Consider the following 19,392-nt stretch of genomic DNA (forward strand, 5'->3'; position numbering starts at 1 on the left):
TCGTGAAGTGGGGGGAGTTCAGGAGGAGTGGAACGGCAGCCCGGCGTCGGCGACCAGCTCCAGGTCGTCGCTCTCCTCCGGGGGCAGCAGCGTCGGTGTGCCGTCGGTGACGGGGACGACGCCCAGTTCCAGCAGCTCGGCCAGGGCGGCGCTGCCCGCCATGTCGCGGACCTGGAGCTGGTAGCGGGCGGTCGTGCGGTACGTGCCGCCGTGGTCGTCGCCGGTGCGCTGCAGGAATCCGGATTCGGTGAGGAAGGTGACGGCCTTGGCGACGATGCCGGTGGTCGAACCGGCGAGCCGGCGCGCGTCCTTGGTGGCGCCGGTGGCGCTGCGCCGCACCCAGATCCGCCAGGCGGCCTCCAGGCCGGGGGCGTCGGTGGCCGGGTCGGTGTTCTCGCCCTGTTCCTCGGCGCGCTCCTCCAGGCGGCGGCAGGCCTGGCGCACGAAGGCGTCGACGCCGTTGACCGTGACCCGGCCGATGTAGCCGTCGTCGGCGAGGTCCTCGGGGCGCGGGAACGCCATGGCGGCGACAGCGAGATGGGCGAGCCCGTGCAGGAACCGGTCGCCGCCGTCGGCGGACGTACGACGCGCGTAGTCGCCCATGCGGACGGCGAACACCGAGTCCTCGGCGGCGGTCACGGCCATGCCCGCGCGCGGGGACACCTCCAGGACGATCAGCCCCAGACCGGTCGCCACGGCGTCCGCGAGGCGCGCGAAGGGCGGGTCCTCCCGGTAGCGCCGCAGCAGGTCCGCGTACTCCTGGTCGCGGGCGGGCTGCAGCTTGGGCTGCAGCCCGAAGGACACGAGCCGGGCCGCGTCGGCGGCGTCGGCGGGAGTGACGGCGGCACCGGCCGCGGGGGCCGGCCCGTCCGGCTCGCTCCACTCGACATGCTCGCTCACGGTCGGGACTCCTTGTGCCACTCGTACTGACTCATGCTGCTTCCGTCCGGTCCGCCGCCATCCCCGCCGCGTCCAGCAAGGCGGTGCCGACGATCAGATCCGCACCGCCGAACTCCGGATCGTCGAGCTCGGTCCCGTCGTCCACGGCGAACAGCAGCTTCTGCTCGCCCTGCCGATAGGCCGTGCCGACCGGCGGGCTGGCGGCGTGCACCGCCAGTAGGGCCACCAGATAGGGCAGCTCGGGATCCTGCCGCCGGGCCTGCGCCAGCAGCCCCGACAACCGGCGCGGCGCGTCAGCCGGGAGGTCGAGCAGTTCCTGCGCCGCCGCCATCTGCTCCTCGCTGAACCGGCTGTCGTCCGGCGTGGCGATGAGGTCCGGCTCGGGCATCTCCGCGCCCAGATGCTCCCGCTCCACCGGCGGCGTCAGCAGTATGTCGACCAGGTCCCCGACCCGGACGGACACCGGTGTGCGCAGCCCGGTGCCGCGGCCGAAGAAGGCGTCGGTGACGCGGACGGCCTGCTCCAGCGGCAGTGGCAGCACGGGCGAGAGGAGATGGCCGTACAGGTCTGTGCCCGAGGTCGTCATCGGGGTGGCGAAGGCCTGCCGGTCCTGTTCGGCGCGGAACAGCGGCCCGGCCTCCAGCAGCCGGGACTGCAACTGTGTGTGCCGGCGGATGCAGTCCTTGACGATGTCGACGAGCTCGGCCGCGCGGCGCTTTTGCTCGGGGTCCTCGGACTCGTCCCGCGCCTTGCGGATGTTGGTGAGGATCGCGTTCTCGTGGCGGTAGCGGTCGGCGACGTGCTCCAGCGCCTCTGCGATCATGTCGGGCACGGTGGAGAGCCAGTCCACCGCGCGCACGTTGCGCCGGGTCGCGTCCAGGGCGCGGCGCAGGGTCTCCGAGTACTGCACGGTGCGGTAGCGGGCCTGTTCGGCAGCGAGCTGGGCGTCGGCGAGCCGGCCTCGGCTGATCAGCACCTCCAGCTTGACCTCGGCGGCGATCTGCGCGCTGGTGACGTCCGTGTCGAGGGCGCCGACGAGGACGTTGACCGCCTCGTCCGTCGTACGGAGGTAGACCGTGCCTCCGGGGCCGGGGACCTCCTCGATCAGCTTGAAGTCGTAGTCGCGGCGCACATAGGTGCCGTCCGCCCCGAACGTGCCGTACACGGCGCGGAAGCCACGGTCGACGCTGCCGACGTTGATCAGGTTCTCCAGGACCCAGCGGGCCACCCGCTCGTGCTCGGCGGCCGGCCGCCGCTCGGCCTGGGCGGCGATGCGCGGGATGAGGCGGGCGACGATCTGGTCGTGGTCCGCGCCCGTGTCGAAGTCCATGTTCAGGGTGACCAGGTCGATGGCCGCGAGGGCGACCTCCGCCATGCCGTACACCGAGTACTCGCCGGCCAGGTTGGCCTTGCGCGCGTCCAGGTCGTGCAGCGGCGCGGTGCAGGCGAGCGCGCGCAGGCGCCGCGCCAGGCCCTCGTCGGCGGCCGGCCCCGGCGCGGGGCGCGGCCCCGCGCTGAGCTGGGGCGGAACGCTGTCCGTCGATGCAGGCGAAGTCACGGTGCACAGACTAGGTCCTGGGTCTGACATCGGCCCAAACGGCGCGGTGCGGCTCCTCAGCCGTCCTCACCGACGCGACGGCGGTACACCTCGACCACCCGCTCCAGCGAGTCGTCGAGGTAACCGGCGAGGAGGCTTTCGGCCTGCTCGCGGTCCCCGTCCTGAAGAGCCTTCAGGACGGCGACATTTCGCGCGATATAGGGTTCGTGCAGCCGCTGCGGTTCGTCCACCACATGGAAGGCGAGGCGCAGTTCCGCGAAGACGCTCCGCATCAGCTCTTCCGTGCGCTCGCTCGCGGCCAGCGCGACCAGTTCCCGGTGGAAGTGGATGTTTGCCGTACCCACCGCCTTCCAGTCACCCTCCCGGGCCGCCGCCCGCCCCTCCGCGACCGCCCCGGCCAGCCCGTCGAGCCGGTACGGCGGCTCGCCGAGGCCGCGGACGACCGCACACTCGACGAGCCTGCGCGTGCGGTAGATGTCCTCGACGTCCTCCACGGTCAGGACCCGTACGAAGACGCCCCGGTTCAGCTCGTGGACGAGCAGGCGTTCGTGTGTGAGCAGCCGGAACGCCTCACGCAGCGTGTTGCGGGAGACGCCGAGCGCGCCGCCGATGCTGTCCTCCGACAGGCGGGTGCCGGGCGGGAAGTAGCCTTCGGCGATCCGGCTCCTGAGGATGTCCGAGACCCGTTCCGCGGTGCTGGTGCGCCCCAGGAGAGCCCGGTCGTCGGCGAGGTCCTTCAGCTGCTCTGCCATGCCGGAATTCAATCGCAGATCACAAGAACGAACCAACATGGGTATTGAGGGATCGTTGAACAATCCTCTACGGTGCTGTCATGGCGCCGCCTCCCCCACAGCGGCTCGTAGGCACGGCTCACCCCGAAGCACCCTCCGTCCTCCCTCTGCGAGGTGCCCATGAGCACGACCCCTCCACCGCAGGCCCTGACCGACGGCACACGCCCCGCGACCACTGAACGCACCTCGGACGACGGCGCGTTCGGCTGGCTGCGCGCACTGGGCCCGCGCGGCCGCCGCGCCTTCACCGGTGCCTTCGGCGGCTATGCCCTGGACTCGTACGACTACTTCACGCTGCCGCTGAGCATGGTCGCGCTGTCCGCCTACTTCGGCCTGAACAGCGGCCAGACCGGCCTCTTCACGACCGTCACGCTGGTCGTCTCCGCGATCGGCGGCGCCCTCGCGGGCGTGCTCGCGGACCGTGTCGGCCGGGTGAAGGCGCTGATGGTCACGGTCATCACCTACGCGGTGTTCACCGCCGCCTGCGGTTTCGCGCCCAACTACGAGACGCTGCTGGTCTTCCGCGCCCTCCAGGGTCTCGGTTTCGGCGGCGAGTGGGCGGTCGGGGCGATCCTGGTCGCCGAGTACGCGAGCGCCAAGCACCGGGGCCGCACGCTCGGCGCGATCCAGAGCTCCTGGGCGGTGGGCTGGGGCATGGCCGTAATCGCCTACACGGTCACCTTCTCGGTGGCCGGCGACGATCTGGCCTGGCGCATCATGTTCTGGACCGGGGCGCTGCCCGCGCTGCTCGTCGTCTGGCTGCGGCGCAGTGTGCACGACGCCCCCGAGGCAGCCGCCGCGCGCGAACAGAGCACTCAGAAGGGCTCGTTCACGGCGATCTTCAAGCCAGGTCTGCTGCGGGTCACGATCTTCGCCGGGCTGCTGTCGACCGGTGTCCAGGGCGGCTACTACACGCTGGCCACCTGGGTGCCGGCCTATCTGAAGTCCGAGCGCGACCTGTCGGTCGTCGGCACCGGCGGCTATCTGACGTTCCTCATATCGGGCGCGTTCATCGGCTACCTGACCGGCGGCTACCTCACCGACAAGCTGGGCCGGCGGCGCAACATCTGGCTCTTCGCCCTGCTGTCGGCGCTCTGCATCCTGGCGTACGCGAACATCCCGAGCGGCGCCAACAGCCTGCTGCTGGTGCTCGGCTTCCCGCTCGGGTTCTGCATGTCGGCGATCTTCAGCGGCTTCGGGTCCTACCTGAGCGAGCTGTACCCGACGGCGGTGCGCGGGACGGGGCAGGGCTTCACATACAACACCGGCCGCGCGGTGGGCGCCGTGTTCCCGACGACGGTCGGGTTCCTGGCCGACAGCTGGGGCATCGGCGGCGCGCTGGTCTTCGGCGCGATCGGCTACGGCATCGCGGCGCTGGCGCTGCTGGGGCTGCCGGAGACGCGTGGAAAGGAGCTCGCGTGAACCGCACGAGCACCGAGGACCGCCCCCTGCTCCTTCTCGACGAGCACGCGCACGCGTGGAGCCCCGAAACGGCCCGGGCCCGCTTCCGGGAGGGCCTGACGGGCCCCACGGCCGGGGTCGCGGCGGGCCACACCCAGGTCAACCTGATCTCGGTGCCCGCCGACTGGGCCTACGACATGCTGCTGTTCTGCCAGCGCAATCCCAAGCCCTGCCCGGTCCTGGACGTCACGGACGCCGGCTCCTGGACGACCGTGCTGGCCGACGGCGCCGACCTGCGCACCGACCTGCCGCGGTACCGCGTGTGGCGGGACGGCGAGCTGGTGGACGAGCCGACGGACGTGCGCGCGTACTGGCGGGACGACCTGGTGTCGTTCCTGATCGGGTGCAGCTTCACCTTCGAGTGGGCGCTGGGCGAGGCGGGCGTACCGATCCGTCATGTCGATCAGGGCCGCAACGTCCCGATGTACGTGACCGGCCGCCGGTGCCGTCCGGCGGGGCGGCTGCACGGACCGCTGGTGGTGTCCATGCGGCCGGTGCCGCCCCGGCAGCTGGCCGCGGCGATCCGGGAGAGCAGCCTCATGCCGGCGGTGCACGGCAGCCCCGTGCACTGCGGCGATCCCGCGGGGCTCGGCATCGACGACCTCGGCCGCCCCGACTTCGGGGACGCGGTGGACGCCGAGCCGGACGACATCCCGGTCTTCTGGGCCTGCGGGGTGACCCCGCAGGCGGCCGTGATGGCCTCGCGGCCGCCGTTCGCCCTCACGCACGCCCCGGGGCAGATGTTCCTCACCGACGCCCGCGACGAGCAGTACCGCGTGGCCTGACAGGAGACACTGGATTCATGGCCTGCATCGATCTGAACGCCGACCTCGGCGAGGGCTTCGGCCGCTGGCGGCTCACCGACGACGAACGGCTGCTGTCCGTCGTCACCAGCGCCAACGTGGCGTGCGGTTTCCACGCCGGGGACGCGGTCACCATGCGCAGGGTGTGCGAGCTGGCGGCCGAGCGCGGGGTCCGGATCGGCGCCCAGGTGTCCTACCGGGACCTGGCCGGCTTCGGGCGGCGCGCGATGGACGTGCCGCCCGCCGAGCTGGCCGCCGAGGTCGCCTACCAGATCGGCGCCCTGGAGGTGTTCGCACGCGCTGCCGGCGCCCGCGTGGCCTACGTCAAACCGCACGGCGCGCTCTACAACCGGGTCGTGCACGACGAGGAACAGGCCGCCGCGGTCGTCGACGGCGTACTCCTCGCGGACGCCGCCCTGCCCGTCCTCGGCCTGCCCGGCTCGCGCCTGCTGGAGCTGGCCGGGAAGGCCGGGCTGCCGGCGGTCACCGAGGCGTTCGCGGACCGGGCCTACACCGACGCGGGCACCCTGGTGCCGCGGGCCCGAGAAGGCGCCGTGGTCACCGACCCGGACACCGTCGTGGAGCGCTCCCTGAGCCTGGCCCGCTCGGGCGAGGTGGTCTCCCACACGGGGGTGCGCATCGAGGTGCGCGCACGTTCCCTGTGCCTGCACGGCGACACCCCCGGCGCGGTGGAGCTGGCGCGCCGGGTGCGGGAGCGGCTCGAGGCGTCGGGGGTCCGGGTGGAGGCCTTCGCATGAACGTGCTGCCCGTCGGCGAGGACGCCCTGCTCGTCGAGGTCTCCTCGGGCGACGAGGCCCAGGCCCTGCACGCGGAGCTGCTGCGGCGCCGCGCGGAGGGCTCGCTGTCGGCCCGCGAGATCGTGCCCGCGGCCCGCACGGTCCTCCTCGACGGTCTCGACGCCCCCGCCCGGCTGGCCGCCGAACTGACCCGCGCCGACCTCCCGCACGCTCCCCCACGCGCGGGGGACGTCGTGGAGATCCCGGTGCGCTACGACGGCCCGGACCTGGCCGACGTCGCCGCCCACTGGGGTGTGCCGGAACACGAGGTCGCCCGCATCCACGGCGACACCGAGTTCCGGGTCGCCTTCTGCGGCTTCGCACCCGGCTTCGGATACCTCACCGGGCTGCCGCCGCGCTACGACGTCCCGCGCCGGGCCACCCCGCGTACGGCCGTCCCGGCGGGGTCGGTGGCCCTGGCGGGCCCGTACACGGGCGTGTACCCGCGCTCGTCGCCCGGCGGCTGGCAGCTGATCGGCACGACGGACGCCGTGCTGTGGGACCACGCGCGCGTGCCGGCCGCACTGCTGTCGCCGGGCACGCGCGTGCGGTTCGTCCCCGAGGCGGGTCCATGACAGACCGCGCGCTCGCCGTCGTACGCGCCGGGGCCCTCACCACGGTGCAGGACCGCGGGCGCCCCGGTCACGCCCATCTCGGTGTCCCCCGCTCCGGGGCGCTGGACCGGCCCGCCGCCGACCTCGTCAACAGGCTCGTCGGCAATCCGCCGGAGACGGCCGTGCTGGAGACGACCCTCACCGGCTGCGCTCTGCGCCCCCGCTCCACCGTCACCGTGGCGGTCGCGGGCGCGCCCTGCCCGGTCACGGTGGACGGACGGCCCGTCGCCTGGGGCGCGCCGGTGCGCGTGCCCGGGGGGGCGCTGCTCGACGTCGGTCCCGCTGTGTCGGGCCTCCGCGCTTACGTGGGAGTCTGCGGGGGCATCGCGGTCGAGCCGGTGCTCGGCAGCCGGTCGACGGACCTGCTGTCGGGGCTGGGCCCGCCCCCTCTCGCGGACGGGACGGTGCTGTCCCTGGGCCGGCCGTCCGACGTGCACCCGCGCGTGGACGTCGCCCCGCAGCCGGCGCCGCCGGCCGAGCTCGTGCTGCGGGTGACCCTCGGCCCGCGCGACGGCTGGTTCACTCCCGAGGCCGTACGTACCTTCGTCTCCCGGCCCTACCGGGTGTCCCCCGCGAGCAACCGCATCGGCCTGCGCACGGAGGGACCCGCCCTGGAGCGGGCCCGGCCGGGCGAGCTCCCCAGCGAGGGCATGGTGCTGGGCGCCGTGCAGGTCCCGCCGGACGGCAGGCCGGTGGTGTTCCTGGCCGACCACCCGACCACCGGGGGCTACCCGGTGATCGCCGTGGTCCGCGCCGCCGACCTCCCGGCCGCCGCCCAGGCGGCCCCCGGTACGCCGGTCCGCTTCGTGGCCGTACGACGCCGCTGACCGACCGGTCACCGCTCAAGCACGCAGAGACGTCCGCGACCCACTCACCGCGAGGCCGGTGAGCCCGACCGGCTCCTCGGTGAGCCCGCCCGCGAGCAGCGCGGCCCAGCCGCGCCACAGCCCTCGCCGACGGGATCCCCGACGCCCTCGGTGAGCGAGTCACCAAGGGTCACGAACCTCGGGGGCCCGTCGAACCTCGAAGGCCCCTCGAACCTCAGGAGCCTCACGCCGCACCCCCGGGCACGAACGGCCGAGCGGGACGCACGGGGACAGCCGCGTCGTGCGCGGCGAGGAACGCGTCGACCGCCGCGTCCCACCCGAAGCCCTCCGCACGCGCGCGTGCCCCCTCGCGCCGGTCCGCCTCCAGCCGTTCCAGCAGCAGGTCCACGGCGTCCGCGAAGGCTTCCCCGTGGTCCGCCGCGACGGCACCGGCGGAGCCGATCACCTCCGGCAGCGCCGACGACGCGCTCGCGACCACGGGCGTGCCGCAGGCCATGGCCTCCAGCGCGGCGAGCCCGAAGGTCTCGGCGGGCCCCGGTGCCAGGGCCACGTCGGCGGACGCCTGGAGCGCGCCGAGCAGCCCTCGGTCGGAGACGTGCCCGAGGAAGGTGACCGGCAGGCCGCTCTCCCGCGCCCGCTGTTCGAGCCGCGCGCGCAGCGGACCGTCCCCGGCCACCACCAGCACCGCCCGGCGACCACGCCGCAGCAGCGCCTCCAGGGCGTCCAGCGCCGTGCCGGGCCGTTTCTCCACGGAGAGCCGCGAGCACATCACGAGCAGCGTCTCCTCCACGCGCGCGTGCCGGGCCCGTACCTCCGGGTCGCGCAGCGCCGGGTGCCGCTGCACCAGGTCGACGCCGAGCGGGGCCCGGACGACGTTGCGCGCCCCGATCCGCACGAACTCCCGCTCGGCGAACTCGGTGGTGCACACCACGCGCGAGTAGGTGTGGGCCGTCCGCACGTTCAGGGCGTCGGCGGCACGGCGGGCGGCCCCCTCGGGCACGCCCCAGGTGCGCAGCACCCCGTCGGCCGTCTCGTGGGAGACCATCACGGCCGGGACCCGGGCGCGCCGCGCCCACCTGCCGGTCCACCTCAGGGTCGTCCGGTCGGACACCTCCAGCCGGTCCGGCGCGAGCTCCTCCAGAAGCCGGGCCACCCGCCGCTTGTCGGCGAGGACGCGGTAGCCCCCGGTGCCGGGCAGCAGCGGCCCGGGGAGGGTGATCACCCGCCCCTGCTCGGTCTCGCGGTCGCTCCCACGCTCGCCGGGGATCACGAGGACGGGTTCGTGCCCCGCCGCCTTGAAGCCCTTGCCCAGTTCGCGCAGCGCAGTGCGCAGTCCGCCGGACGAGGGCGCGACGAAGTTGGCGAGCCGGACGATCCGCAGCGGCGGGCGGCCGCTGCCGCCGGAGTGGGGGCCGCTCATGCCGCCACCGCCGTCCGGCGCCCGGCGAGCACCGTCGCGTAGTGCCCGATCAGCTGGTCCCCGACGGCCGCCCAGGTGCGGCCCTCGACCATGGCCCGTCCGGCGGCGCCGAAGGCGGCCCGCAGCCCGGCGTCGGCGGCCAGGGACCGCACCGCGTCCCGTACGGCGGCCGGGTCGCGCGGCGGCACCAGCAGCCCGGTGCGCCCGTGGGCGACCAGGTCGAGCGGTCCGCCGGCGGCGGGCGCCACCACCGGCAGGCCGCTGGCCATGGCCTCCTGGACCGTCTGGCAGAACGTCTCGAAGGGGCCCGTGTGCACGAAGGCGTCCAGCGAGGCGAAGACCCGGGCGAGGTCGTCACCGGTGCGCCGGCCGAGGAAGACGGCGCCGGGCAGCGCCTGCTCCAGGCCGGGCCGGCTGGGTCCGTCGCCGACGATCACGACCCGGACGCCCTCCAGACCGCAGGCTCCGGCGAGGAGTTCGACCTGCTTCTCGGGGGCGAGCCGGCCGACGTAGCCGATGATCAGCTCGCCGTTCGGGGCGAGTTCGCGGCGCAGGGCCTCGTCGCGCCGGCCGGGCCGGAAGCGCTCGGTGTCCACGCCGCGCGGCCAGAGTTCCACCCGGGGCACCCCGTGTGTCTCCAGGTCGTGCAGGGCCGCGCTGGACGGGGCGAGGGTGAGGTCGGCGGCGCCGTGGACGGAGCGGATGCGCCGCCAGGCGGCGGCTTCTCCGGCTCCCATGTACGTACGGGCGTAGCCCGCCAGGTCGGTCTGGTAGACGGCGACGGCCGGGATGCCGAGCCGGGCGGCGGCGGCCATGCCGCGCACGCCGAGGACGAAGGGACTGGCGAGGTGGACCACATCGGCACGGTGCTCGATGAGGGTGGCGGTCAGGCGCCGGCTGGGGAGGGCGACGCGGACCTGGGGGTAGCCGGGGAGCGGGAGGGAGGGGACATGGACGACGGGGCACGGCGCGAGGGCGTCGGGCTTGTCGCCGGATGGGGGTCCGCCCTGCTTGAGCGAAGCCGAGACCTCGGGGGAGGGGGCCGGGGCGACGACGACGGGGGCGTGACCGCGATCGACGAGGTGCCGGGCGGTCTGGAGCGCGCAGTGGGCCACGCCGTTCACGTCGGGGGGAAAGGATTCGGTCACGATGACGACACGCATACCTGTGTTGTCGCCGTGCCGGACGTGGCCGGGTCAACGTGGATCTTTCCGGACGAGGAACGTCCTATGAGCGTTCCGAGGCGCACCCGCGCAGGTCAGGCGGTGTCCATGCACTCCTGACCCGCGTGCCATCCGGCGTTCACCCACGCGGCCTGGGGCGGCCCCGGTGAGTTCTCCCAGGGGGTCACACGGCGGTCTCCTCGGGACCGATCCGGCTGCGTACGGCCGTCTGCACCTCGGCCTCCTCGGCCGGGTCGGCGGCGAGCCGGCGCAGCCGTTCGACGACGCGGGTGTCTCCGGTCTCGGCGTGCCGGGCGGCGATCTCCCGGGTGGTCTCCTCGCAGTCCCACAGGCACTCGACGGCGAAGCCCGTGGCGAAGGAGGGGTCGGTGGCGGCGAGGGCTCGGGCGGCCCGGCCGCGCAGATGGGAGGAGGCGGTCTCGCGGTAGACGTGGCGGAGCACGGGTGCGGCACAGGCGATGCCGAGGCGTCCGGTGCCGTCGACGAGCGTCCACAGGGTCGGCGCGTCGGGGCCTTCGCCCCGTACGGCCTCCCGTACCGCCGCGAGGACCAGGTCGCGGTCCTGCACCCCGCCGCGGCAGGCGAGGACGCGTCCGGCGGCGGCGCCCAGGGCGTCCGGCCGCCGGGCCCACCCGCGCGCCCGGTCCACGGCCGCCAGTGAGCGCATGCGCTCGAAGGCGTCGACGGCCGCATCCACGACGAGCGTCGAGCCGTTGGCCACGGCGCCCTCGATCAGAGCGAGGGCCTCCGGATCGTTGCCGTCGGCGAGGTACCTGAGAGCCGTGCACCGGGCCCCGTCGCTGCCGTCCTTCGCCGCCCGGACGATCTCGGCCCGGTCCTCGGGGCCCGCCACGGCGGTGAGGCAGCGGGCGGCCGGCACATGGAGGGCGGCGCCCCGCTCGATGCCCTGCTGAGCCCACTCGAAGACGGCCTGCACGCTCCACCCCGGGCGGGGGCCGGAGGGCCGCATCTGCCGCTGCCAGCGGTCGAAACAGCCCGTTTCGTGAGCGGCGCGCACCCGTGTGGCGACGGATTCGCGCGGATCCTCGGCCCACAGGCGCCACGGCCGGGGCTCGAAGGCGTCCCGGACGGTGGCGGCCAGTTCGGCGTCGCCCTCCGGATCGGCGGGGAACCGGGCGAGGACGGGCGCGGCGAGGGCGCGCAGGCCCGCGTCGTCGTCCCTGAGGGCCAGCTCGTCGAGGGCCCAGGCCCAGTTGGAGCCGTGGGCGGCGTACCTGCGCAGCAGTTCGAGCGCGTCCCGCCTGCCGTAGGAGGCGAGGTGCCCGAGGACGGCGAGGGCGAGCCCGGTGCGTGACTCTTCTGCGTCGAGGACGTCCTCGGCGCAGAAGAGATGGGCCTCGACCTCGTCCAGCTCGCCGTTGAGGTCGAGGTAGAGGCGGGCGTAGTAGAGGGAGCGGTTCTCCACCTGCCAGTCGTGGCGGGGATCGTTCAGCACACAGTGGTTCAGCGCCGCCAGCGCCTCGGGGCGCGGGGCGGTGAGCGCGTGCAGTGTGCCGTCACCGCGGCCCCGTTGGAGCAGGCCGAGCAGCGTACCGCTGGGCGCTATGACCGGATCGAACATGGGAAACAGCCTCACATCAAGCGTCGACGCAACCGGGGACGTGTACTACCTGGCCGCGCGACAACACGTCGGAGTGCCCGCCGTTTCCTGCTTGCTGTAGACCATCTTCCTCTGCCTCTCGTCGGTGGCCCTTGCGGACCGCGTCACGGCCCGCGCGGTGCGGCAACACCTGCCCAACCATCACGTCCGTGAACCACGTCGTCATGATGACTCGGCACTCTCGTCTGCCGCGACCGAAATTTCGGCGGCCCTGTACCGCCTCCCCCGTTTTCCGTGTCGTTGCTGGTCAGACCGGTCGGCTCAGTGCTCGCCGAACAGTTCGAGCAATTCCGTCCGGCCGAACATCCGAGCGGTGTCGACCGCTGAGGGCGTGCCGGCGGACGGGTCGGCGCCGCCCTCCAGAAGGGCTTTGATCACGTCCGTCTCGCCCTTGAAGACCGCTCCGGCGAGCGGGGTCTGGCCCCGGTCGTTGATCCGGTCGGCCTCGGCGCCACGCTCCAGCAGCGCACGGACCGCGCCGGAGTGGCCGTGATAGGCGGCGAGCATCACGAGTGAGTCGCCGCGGTCGTTGGTGAGGTTGGCCGGAACACCCGCGTCGACGTACGCCACGAGCGCCTCGGTCTGTCCCCGCCGGGCCAGATCGAAGATCTTGGTCGCCAGCTCCACGACCTCGGGGTCGGGGACTTCGGTCATCGGCCGGACCGCCTCTCCACTTCGCGTCTCCTCAGGGCGTACGCCTGCGGAGACGCAGCCGTACGAGTGAATCGCCAGGGTACTGGCTCTCGCGGCACATGACCCGAAGTGCCCGAGGTAAAGATCAGCACAGACCCGGACAAGCGCAACAGCCCGGCTCCACCGGGCCCGGGACCACGCCGCCACGCGGGGGAAATCGTCCGAATTTCACCCAGTTGCACCTTTTATCGTATGGATACATCCTGTGAGCCTGGAAGTACTCATGGTGACTGTCCCCGCGAACCAGGAGAACCCAAATGATCCTCTCCATCTCAGGCGTGGTCCTGCTCGGCATCGTCGTCTTCATCTTCTTCCGCAAGGACGGGCTGAAGGCGTCGCATGCCGTGGTCGCCATGCTGTTCGGCTTCTATCTGGCGAGTACGGCCATCGCCCCGAGCATCAAGGCGGGCGGGGAGAGCCTGGCGAGCCTCCTCGGCGGAATCAAGTTCTGACGCCCCGCCCCCGTACGCATCCCGCCCGTACGCACTCACTGGAGGCAGTAGTGGCCCGGCGCCCCCTCCCCCGCATTCTGAGCAGCGGCAGCACACAGCTCGCCCGGAGCCGGGAGCTGGCCCGGACGGCCGCCGACAGCGCCACCGACGTCCTCCACCCGCTGATCACGATCGCGCGGGGTCTGCGCCGGCTGGCAGCCGCCGGGCGGCGCAGATGGACCGAGACCCCCAAGGAACGACGGGGGGCGCTGCTGTTCCTGGTGGCCTCCGTGATCCTGGTCGTGGCGCTGGTGCCGTACGGACCGCTGCTGGCCGCCATCACCCTGATGGCGGCTGCGGCCTGGCAGGGCCGGGACCGCTCTCCGGCGGCTTCCGACGGGCCCGACGAGTCGCAGAGCCAGCGGCTGAAGTCGCTGTACGAGGCGCTCGTACCGTACTTCTCCGCCGCCGAGGACCCCGAGCCGCTGTATTCCCACGGCGGCGCGTGGGACAAGGTCTTCCCCACCTACGCGTTCGACGGCGGGGGCCGGATCTCGCAGCTGGTGGTCCGCTACCCGGCGTACTTCACCGACGGCGAGGCCGAGGCCCGCGCCCGGATCGAGCACGTCCTCGCGGCCAAGTCGGGCCGGGGCCGCGAATACCACTTCATGTGGGACGAGGAGGGCAACGAGTTGACGGTGGGCGTGCTCCAGCCGCTACCCGTGGACATCACCGCCCAGCGGTTCGTCACCACCCCCGGCGAGACGGTCCTCGGCGTCACCGACCTCACCCGGGTCCAGCGCACCCTGCCCCTCACCTACGGGGAACGGCAGCGGGACGTACCGCCGGTCGTCTGGCGCACGGGCCTGCGCTCCACCGAGCCGCATCTGCTGGCTCTCGGCCAGCCGGGCAGCGGCACCTCCACTCTGCTGCGGTCCATCGCGCTGCAGGCCCTGCAGCACGGCGACGTGGTGATCGTGGACGGCGGCGGCACCGGCGAGTACGCCTGCCTGACCGGCCGGGACGGTGTCCTGGCGGTCGAGGCGGGCCTCGCCGGGGTCACGGCCAGCCTGGAGTGGGCCGCGACCGAGACCGAGCGCCGACTCATCGCCGCCAACCGCGCCCACCAGGCGGGCCGCCCGCCGCCCGACGACACCAAGCGACCGCTGTGGATCCTCCTCGACCGCCCGACGGCGTTCACCCACCTGGCCGCGGCGGACGGCCGCAAGGACCCGCAGTCCCTCCTCCAGGTCCCCCTCCGGCACGGCCGCCCGGCGAACGTGACGGTGGTCGTGGCCGACCAGCTGGACGCCATGGACGCCCTGAGCGATCCGGTACGCCGGCACACCCGCGCCCGTGTGGTCCTGGGCCCGGCGACGCCGCACCAGCTCGAGTCGGTCCTGGGCGCACCGCCGCACACCACTCCGATCGACGAGCTCCCGCCCGGCCGCGGATACGCCCGCCTGGGCACGGGCCCGGTCCACCGCCTCCAGGTGCCGGCCACCCCGAACCCCTACGACGACGCGACGCCCGACGCCCTGCGCCAGGCGGTCCTGGACCTTCTCCCGCCGCGCACGACCCCGGCGGACGGGGAGACGATCCCGGAGCAGGACCAGTCGGCGGGCGAGCCGGAGCCGGTACCGATGGAACAGGAACGGGAGCAGGAAGCGGCGCCGGTCCCGGTGACGCCGGAAGCGCCGGCTCCAGAGCCGGCAGCGGTGCCCGTCCTGACCAGGGAGCCCCTGCCGAACCCGGTGCCGGTCCTCACCAAGGAGACATAGCCGGAGGTGCGTGGTCGCCGGGGGCGCGCAGCCCCCGGCGACCACGCCCGGTCCTCACGCCACGAACGTGCGCGGCGCCTCCGCACCTCCCACCGCGCCGCTCTCCACCAGCCTCGCCGCCGCGGCCAACCGCGTCGCCGCCTCCTCGGCCACCGGCCCGCCCACGGTGAACGGCAAGCGCACGTACCCCTCGAACGCCCCGTCCACCCCGAACCGCGGCCCGGACGGCACCCGCACTCCCACGCGCTCCCCCGCCTCGGCCAGCCGCGACCCGGACAGACCGCCCGTGCGCACCCACAGCGTCAGACCACCCCGGGGCACCTCGAACTCCCAGCCGGGCAGCTCCCGCCGCACCGCGGCCACCAGGTCGTCCCGGTTCGCCCGCGCCTGCTCCCGCCGCACCTCCACGGCCTGCTCCCAGCCCCCGGTCCCGAACAGCCAGTTCACCGCCAGCTGCTCCAGCACCGGCGTACCGAGATCGGCGTAGGCCCGGGCGGCGACCAGACTGCGGATCACGTCCGGCGCGGCCCGCACCCATCCGATGCGCATCCCGGCCCAGAACGCCTTGCTCGCCGACCCCACCGTGATCACCGTGGACCCGGCCGGGTCGAACGCGCACACCGGCCGCGGCATGCGCACCTCCGGATCGAGCCACAGCTCGCTCATCGTCTCGTCGGCGATCAGCACCGTCCCCGCGGACCGCGCCGCGTCCACCAGGCGCCGCCGCTGGTCCTCGTCGGCGAGCGCCCCGGTCGGGTTGTGGAAGTCGGCGACGACGTACGCGATGCGGGGCGCGGCGTCCCGCAGGACCTGCCGCCAGCGGTCCATGTCCCACCCGGTGAGCCCCTCGGCCATGGCGACGGGCACCAGCCGGGCCCCGGCCTCCCGCATCAGCTGAAGGATGTTGGCGTACGAGGGGGACTCGACGGCGATGCGCTCGCCCCGCCCGGCGAACAGATGACAGATGGCGTCGATCGCGCCCATCGCCCCGGTCGTCACCATGATCTGCTCGGGCATGGTCGGGATCCCGCGCGCGGTGTACCGCTCGGCGATCATCGCCCGCAGCGCGGGCAGCCCGGCGGGGTAGTCACCGTGCGTGTGCGCATACGGCGGCAGTTCCTCCAGGGCTCCCTGGACGGCCCGGGTGAGCCAGGGCTCGGGGGCGGGCAGCGCGGCGCAGCCGAGGTCGATCACCGAGCCGAGGGCCTCCGGCGGAAGGGGCTCCAGCCCGCGCGCGGGCAGCGGGTTCCCGGCCGGGACGGCGGTCCAGCTGCCCGCACCGCGCCGGGACTCCAGGAAGCCCTCGCCGCGCAGTGCCTCGTACGCGGCGGCGACCGTCGTGCGGCTGACGGACAGGGAGAGGGCGAGTTCGCGCTCGGCGGGCAGCCGGGCGGCCACCGGGACCCGTCCTTCGAGCACCAGCAGACGGATGCCGTCGGCGAGCGCGCGGTAGGCCGGCGGCCGGCGCGTGCCGGCCCCCGCCGGGCGGTCCTGCTGGGAGCTGAGGAGCCGGGCGAGTTGCGCCGCTCCCACAGCCGAGGTCCATTCCGCCATCGAAATCAGTCCACCTTCCCCGGATTGGCCATGGATGGCCTCTCCATCCAAGCCACAGGGTGTCATGCAGCAGTCCACTACCACCAGGGGGGCACATCATGTCCACGCGGGGGCATCTCACCCGACGGCTCATCCAGCTCTACGGCGGACTCGCGCTGTACGGCGCGAGTTCGGCGCTGCTCGTCCGGTCGGGGCTCGGACTGGAGCCGTGGAACGTGCTGCACCAGGGTCTGTCCGAGCGGACCGGGCTGTCCATCGGCGTCGTGCTGACCCTCTTGGGCGCCGCCGTACTCCTCGCGTGGATCCCGCTGCGCCAGCGGCCGGGCCTGGGCACGATCTCCAACGTGCTGGTCATCGGCATGGCCATGGACGCGACGCTGGCCCTGATGCCCGCCGCTCACGGCTGGGCGACGCGCGTGACGCTGATGGCGGCGGGCATCGTCCTGAACGGCGCGGCGACCGGCCTGTACATCGCGGCACGCTTCGGCCCGGGCCCCCGGGACGGCCTCATGACCGGCCTCCACCAGCTCACGGGCGTCTCGATCCGCCTGGTCCGTACGGGCATCGAGCTCACGGTGGTGGCGACCGGCTTCGCCCTCGGTGGCACCGTCGGGATCGGCACCCTCCTGTACGCCCTGGCGATCGGCCCCCTCGCCCAGGCGTTCCTGCGCGTGTTCGCCGTCCCCCCGGCAGCCGGCGTCAGCACGGCCGTTGCCGCCGGTCGGCCCCGAGGGGCGATACTGCGTCCGTGACCCCGCGGATACGCCATCCCTACCTCGACCACCCCGGCCCGATCGCCTTCGCCCACCGGGGTGGGGCCGCGGACGGCCTGGAGAACACCGTGCGGCAGTTCCGGTGTGCCGTGGAGGCCGGCTACCGGTACATCGAGACCGACGTCCACACCACCCGGGACGGGAAACTCGTCGCCTTCCACGACGCGACCCTGGACCGGGTGACGGACGGCGCGGGCCGGATCGCCGACCTGCCCTGGCGGGAGGTACGGCAGGCGCGGGTGGCGGGCGAGGAACCGCTGCCCCTCTTCGAGGAACTCCTGGAGACCTTCCCCGACGTGCGCTGGAACGTGGACGTCAAGGCGGAGGCCGCTCTGCTGCCCTTCCTCGACCTGGCCGGGTGGACGGACTCCTGGGACCGGATCTGCCTCGGCTCGTTCTCCGAGGCGCGTGTGGTGCGCGCCCGGCGGCTGGCCGGCCCCCGCCTGGCCACGTCGTACGGCACACGGGGCGTGTTCGGCCTGCGGCTGCGCTCCTGGGGGCTGCCGGCGGCGGTGCGCCGCTCGGCGGTGGCCGCGCAGGTCCCCGAGATCCACTGCGGCGTCCGGGTCGTGGACCGCCGCTTCCTGCACGCCGCCCACGCGCGCGGGCTCCAGGTGCACGTGTGGACCGTCAACGACGCGGAGAGCATGCACCGGCTTCTCGGCCTGGGCGTGGATGGCATCATGACCGATCACATCGACACGTTGCGCAAGGTCATGGAGGACCGCGGCGTCTGGGTCTGAGGCCCCGCACCCGTCCCTCTGCGCGTTCACGGGGAAGCGAGGGCACGGGTGGGCAACGGCACCGTGCGCACACCGCCGGCCGACGGGGCCGCGGAGCTGAGGCGCGAGCAGCGCGGCTGGTACTTCTACGACTGGGCGTGCTCCGTCTATTCGACGAGCGTGCTCACCGTGTTCCTGGGCCCTTACCTGACCTCGGTCGCCAAGGCGGCGGCCGACGCCGACGGGTACGTCCACCCCCTCGGCATCCCGGTGCGGGCCGGCTCCTTCTTCGCGTACTCCGTGTCCCTGTCGGTGATCGCGGCCGTGCTGGTGATGCCCCTGGTGGGCGCCGCCGCCGACCGCACCGGCCGCAAGAAGCCCCTCCTCGCCGCCGCCGCCTACACCGGTGCCACGGCCACGGCGGCCATGTTCTTCCTCGACGGCGACCGTTACCTGCTGGGCGGGTTCCTCCTGGTGGTCGCGAACGCCGCGCAGTCCGTGGCGATGATGCTCTACAACTCCTACCTGCCGCAGATCGCACCGCCCGAGCAGCGGGACGCGGTCTCCTCCCGCGGCTGGGCCTTCGGTTACGCGGCGGGTTCACTGGTCCTCGTCGCGAACCTCGTCCTGTACACCGGGCACGACAGCTTCGGTCTGTCCGAGAGCGCGGCGGTCCGCATCTGCCTGGCCTCGGCGGGCCTGTGGTGGGGTGCGTTCGCCCTCATCCCCCTGCGGCGGCTGCGCGATCGCAGGACCGCCGGACGCGAGGCGGCCCTCCCGGGCTTCCGGCAGCTCGCGGCGACCGTGCGCGACATGCGCCGCCGCCCGCTGACGCTGGCCTTCCTGCTCGCGTACCTCGTCTACAACGACGGCATCCAGACGGTGATCTCCCAGGCCTCGGTCTACGGCTCCGAGGAACTCGGCCTCGGGCAGTCCACTCTCATCGGCGCCGTGCTGCTGGTGCAGGTGCTGGCGGTGGCGGGCGCGCTGACCATGGGCCGGCTGGCCCGGGTGTACGGGGCCAAGCGCACGATCCTCGGCTCGCTGGTCGCGTGGACGGTGACACTGGCGGCCGGATACTTCCTGCCGGCCGGTGCGCCGGTGTGGTTCTTCGTCCTGGCCGCCGGGATCGGCCTGGTCCTCGGCGGCAGCCAGGCGCTGTCCCGGTCCCTGTTCTCCCATCTGATCCCGCCGGGCAAGGAGGCCGAATACTTCTCGGCGTACGAGATGAGCGACCGTGGCATGAGCTGGCTCGGGCCGCTGCTGTTCGGGCTCACTTACCAGCTGACCGGGAGCTACCGGGACGCGATCATCTCGCTGGTGGTCTTCTTCGTGCTCGGGTTCGTCCTGCTCGCGCGGGTTCCGGTGCGGCGTGCGATCGGCGAAGCGGGGAATCCGGTTCCTGACAGGATTTAGCACTCAGAGCGAAAGGGCTGTAGTGTACGCGTTTGGCCTGCCAGGC

18 protein-coding genes and 1 pseudogene are annotated in these 19,392 nt (G+C 73.5%); 10 read left to right on the forward strand and 9 right to left on the reverse strand.

What is annotated here, in order from left to right; all coding sequences use genetic code 11:
* Positions 1–18 precede the first annotated feature (18 nt).
* From IO24_RS0124320 to IO24_RS0124330, 3 genes are read right to left on the reverse strand one after another with little or no spacing between them, the layout of a single operon-like run.
* The gene (locus tag IO24_RS0124320; RefSeq protein ID WP_031138819.1) at positions 19–900 is read right to left on the reverse strand and encodes a hypothetical protein; all 882 of its coding nucleotides are present in this window, start codon (positions 898–900) and stop codon (positions 19–21) included.
* Between the two features lie 31 nt (positions 901–931).
* Positions 932–2,458, reverse strand: a complete 1,527-nt coding sequence (locus tag IO24_RS0124325; protein ID WP_031138822.1) for a hypothetical protein — start codon at positions 2,456–2,458, stop codon at positions 932–934.
* Between the two features lie 56 nt (positions 2,459–2,514).
* Positions 2,515–3,210, reverse strand: a complete 696-nt coding sequence (locus IO24_RS0124330; protein ID WP_031138824.1) for a GntR family transcriptional regulator — start codon at positions 3,208–3,210, stop codon at positions 2,515–2,517.
* A gap of 159 nt (positions 3,211–3,369) precedes the next feature.
* On the opposite strand from IO24_RS0124330, the gene IO24_RS0124335 reads away from it, so the two are divergent.
* Genes IO24_RS0124335 through IO24_RS0124355 form a run of 5 tightly spaced genes read left to right on the forward strand, consistent with a single transcriptional unit; the run spans position 3,370 to position 7,751 of the window.
* Positions 3,370–4,671, forward strand: coding sequence for an MFS transporter (locus IO24_RS0124335; protein ID WP_031138826.1), 1,302 nt, complete (start codon positions 3,370–3,372; stop codon positions 4,669–4,671).
* Entirely contained in the window at positions 4,668–5,495 is an 828-nt protein-coding gene (locus IO24_RS0124340) for a putative hydro-lyase (RefSeq protein WP_031138828.1), read from the forward strand. The genes IO24_RS0124335 and IO24_RS0124340 overlap by 4 nt, the downstream gene beginning before the upstream one ends.
* Positions 5,496–5,512: 17 nt before the next feature.
* Positions 5,513–6,271, forward strand: a complete 759-nt coding sequence (locus IO24_RS0124345; protein WP_031138830.1) for a LamB/YcsF family protein — start codon at positions 5,513–5,515, stop codon at positions 6,269–6,271.
* Positions 6,268–6,885 (forward strand): 5-oxoprolinase subunit B family protein, encoded by a 618-nt coding sequence (locus IO24_RS0124350; protein WP_031138832.1) that lies wholly within the window; start codon positions 6,268–6,270, stop codon positions 6,883–6,885. The genes IO24_RS0124345 and IO24_RS0124350 overlap by 4 nt, the downstream gene beginning before the upstream one ends.
* Positions 6,882–7,751 carry a 5-oxoprolinase subunit C family protein gene (locus tag IO24_RS0124355; protein ID WP_031138833.1) on the forward strand — a complete coding sequence of 290 codons (870 nt, stop codon included), beginning with the start codon at positions 6,882–6,884 and terminating at the stop codon, positions 7,749–7,751. Before IO24_RS0124350 ends, IO24_RS0124355 begins: the two co-directional genes overlap by 4 nt.
* 30 nt (positions 7,752–7,781) lie before the next feature.
* On the opposite strand, the pseudogene IO24_RS46665 reads toward IO24_RS0124355, so the two are convergent.
* The 5 genes and pseudogenes from IO24_RS46665 to IO24_RS0124375 form a co-directional block, all read right to left on the reverse strand.
* Positions 7,782–7,924, reverse strand: a pseudogene (locus tag IO24_RS46665) (SGNH/GDSL hydrolase family protein); the annotation flags it as partial.
* Positions 7,925–7,974: 50 nt separating this feature from the next.
* A complete protein-coding gene (locus IO24_RS0124360; protein WP_031138835.1) occupies positions 7,975–9,171 on the reverse strand; it encodes a glycosyltransferase in 1,197 nt (398 codons plus the stop codon).
* On the reverse strand, positions 9,168–10,334 hold the full coding sequence (locus tag IO24_RS0124365) for a glycosyltransferase family 4 protein (protein ID WP_031138837.1): 1,167 nt from the start codon (positions 10,332–10,334) through the stop codon (positions 9,168–9,170). Before IO24_RS0124365 ends, IO24_RS0124360 begins: the two co-directional genes overlap by 4 nt.
* A 184-nt stretch (positions 10,335–10,518) precedes the next feature.
* Positions 10,519–11,937, reverse strand: a complete 1,419-nt coding sequence (locus tag IO24_RS0124370) for a hypothetical protein (protein ID WP_031138839.1) — start codon at positions 11,935–11,937, stop codon at positions 10,519–10,521.
* 300 nt (positions 11,938–12,237) lie between these two features.
* Positions 12,238–12,630: an ankyrin repeat domain-containing protein gene (locus tag IO24_RS0124375; RefSeq protein WP_031138841.1), complete on the reverse strand. Its 393-nt coding sequence runs from the start codon at positions 12,628–12,630 to the stop codon at positions 12,238–12,240.
* A gap of 296 nt (positions 12,631–12,926) precedes the next feature.
* Between IO24_RS0124375 and IO24_RS0124380 the strand changes: the two genes are divergently transcribed.
* A complete protein-coding gene (locus tag IO24_RS0124380; RefSeq protein ID WP_030843336.1) occupies positions 12,927–13,121 on the forward strand; it encodes a hypothetical protein in 195 nt (64 codons plus the stop codon).
* Positions 13,122–13,171: 50 nt separating this feature from the next.
* Entirely contained in the window at positions 13,172–14,881 is a 1,710-nt protein-coding gene (locus IO24_RS0124385; protein WP_045296481.1) for an ATP-binding protein, read from the forward strand.
* Between the two features lie 54 nt (positions 14,882–14,935).
* Here IO24_RS0124385 and IO24_RS0124390 read toward each other — a convergent pair whose 3' ends face one another.
* Positions 14,936–16,435 (reverse strand): SCO1417 family PLP biosynthesis transcription factor, encoded by a 1,500-nt coding sequence (locus IO24_RS0124390; RefSeq protein WP_031138845.1) that lies wholly within the window; start codon positions 16,433–16,435, stop codon positions 14,936–14,938.
* Between the two features lie 98 nt (positions 16,436–16,533).
* Between IO24_RS0124390 and yczE the strand changes: the two genes are divergently transcribed.
* The 3 genes from yczE to IO24_RS0124405 are packed head-to-tail and all read left to right on the forward strand — an operon-like array spanning position 16,534 to position 19,346.
* Complete coding sequence (gene yczE, locus IO24_RS0124395; RefSeq protein ID WP_031138847.1) at positions 16,534–17,187, forward strand: membrane protein YczE; 654 nt, start codon at positions 16,534–16,536, stop codon at positions 17,185–17,187.
* Positions 17,184–17,951, forward strand: a complete 768-nt coding sequence (locus IO24_RS0124400) for a glycerophosphodiester phosphodiesterase family protein (RefSeq protein WP_031138849.1) — start codon at positions 17,184–17,186, stop codon at positions 17,949–17,951. The genes yczE and IO24_RS0124400 overlap by 4 nt, the downstream gene beginning before the upstream one ends.
* A gap of 48 nt (positions 17,952–17,999) precedes the next feature.
* Positions 18,000–19,346, forward strand: coding sequence for an MFS transporter (locus IO24_RS0124405; protein WP_031138851.1), 1,347 nt, complete (start codon positions 18,000–18,002; stop codon positions 19,344–19,346).
* Positions 19,347–19,392: the final 46 nt, after the last annotated feature.

This window comes from Streptomyces flavovariabilis (assembly GCF_000725785.1).
Classification (GTDB): domain Bacteria; phylum Actinomycetota; class Actinomycetes; order Streptomycetales; family Streptomycetaceae; genus Streptomyces; species Streptomyces hawaiiensis.

What these genes read in the sequence shown, in the direction of transcription:
- IO24_RS0124330 (WP_031138824.1), bottom strand. Translation starts at nt 3,210, where the DNA reads ATGGCAGAGCAGCTGAAGGACCTCGCCGACGACCGGGCTCTCCTGGGG.
- IO24_RS0124335 (WP_031138826.1), top strand. Translation starts at nt 3,370, where the DNA reads ATGAGCACGACCCCTCCACCGCAGGCCCTGACCGACGGCACACGCCCC.
- IO24_RS0124345 (WP_031138830.1), top strand. Translation starts at nt 5,513, where the DNA reads ATGGCCTGCATCGATCTGAACGCCGACCTCGGCGAGGGCTTCGGCCGC.
- IO24_RS0124350 (WP_031138832.1), top strand. Translation starts at nt 6,268, where the DNA reads ATGAACGTGCTGCCCGTCGGCGAGGACGCCCTGCTCGTCGAGGTCTCC.
- IO24_RS0124355 (WP_031138833.1), top strand. Translation starts at nt 6,882, where the DNA reads ATGACAGACCGCGCGCTCGCCGTCGTACGCGCCGGGGCCCTCACCACG.
- IO24_RS0124360 (WP_031138835.1), bottom strand. Translation starts at nt 9,171, where the DNA reads ATGAGCGGCCCCCACTCCGGCGGCAGCGGCCGCCCGCCGCTGCGGATC.
- IO24_RS0124365 (WP_031138837.1), bottom strand. Translation starts at nt 10,334, where the DNA reads ATGCGTGTCGTCATCGTGACCGAATCCTTTCCCCCCGACGTGAACGGC.
- IO24_RS0124370 (WP_031138839.1), bottom strand. Translation starts at nt 11,937, where the DNA reads ATGTTCGATCCGGTCATAGCGCCCAGCGGTACGCTGCTCGGCCTGCTC.
- IO24_RS0124375 (WP_031138841.1), bottom strand. Translation starts at nt 12,630, where the DNA reads ATGACCGAAGTCCCCGACCCCGAGGTCGTGGAGCTGGCGACCAAGATC.
- IO24_RS0124380 (WP_030843336.1), top strand. Translation starts at nt 12,927, where the DNA reads ATGATCCTCTCCATCTCAGGCGTGGTCCTGCTCGGCATCGTCGTCTTC.
- IO24_RS0124390 (WP_031138845.1), bottom strand. Translation starts at nt 16,435, where the DNA reads ATGGCGGAATGGACCTCGGCTGTGGGAGCGGCGCAACTCGCCCGGCTC.
- yczE (WP_031138847.1), top strand. Translation starts at nt 16,534, where the DNA reads ATGTCCACGCGGGGGCATCTCACCCGACGGCTCATCCAGCTCTACGGC.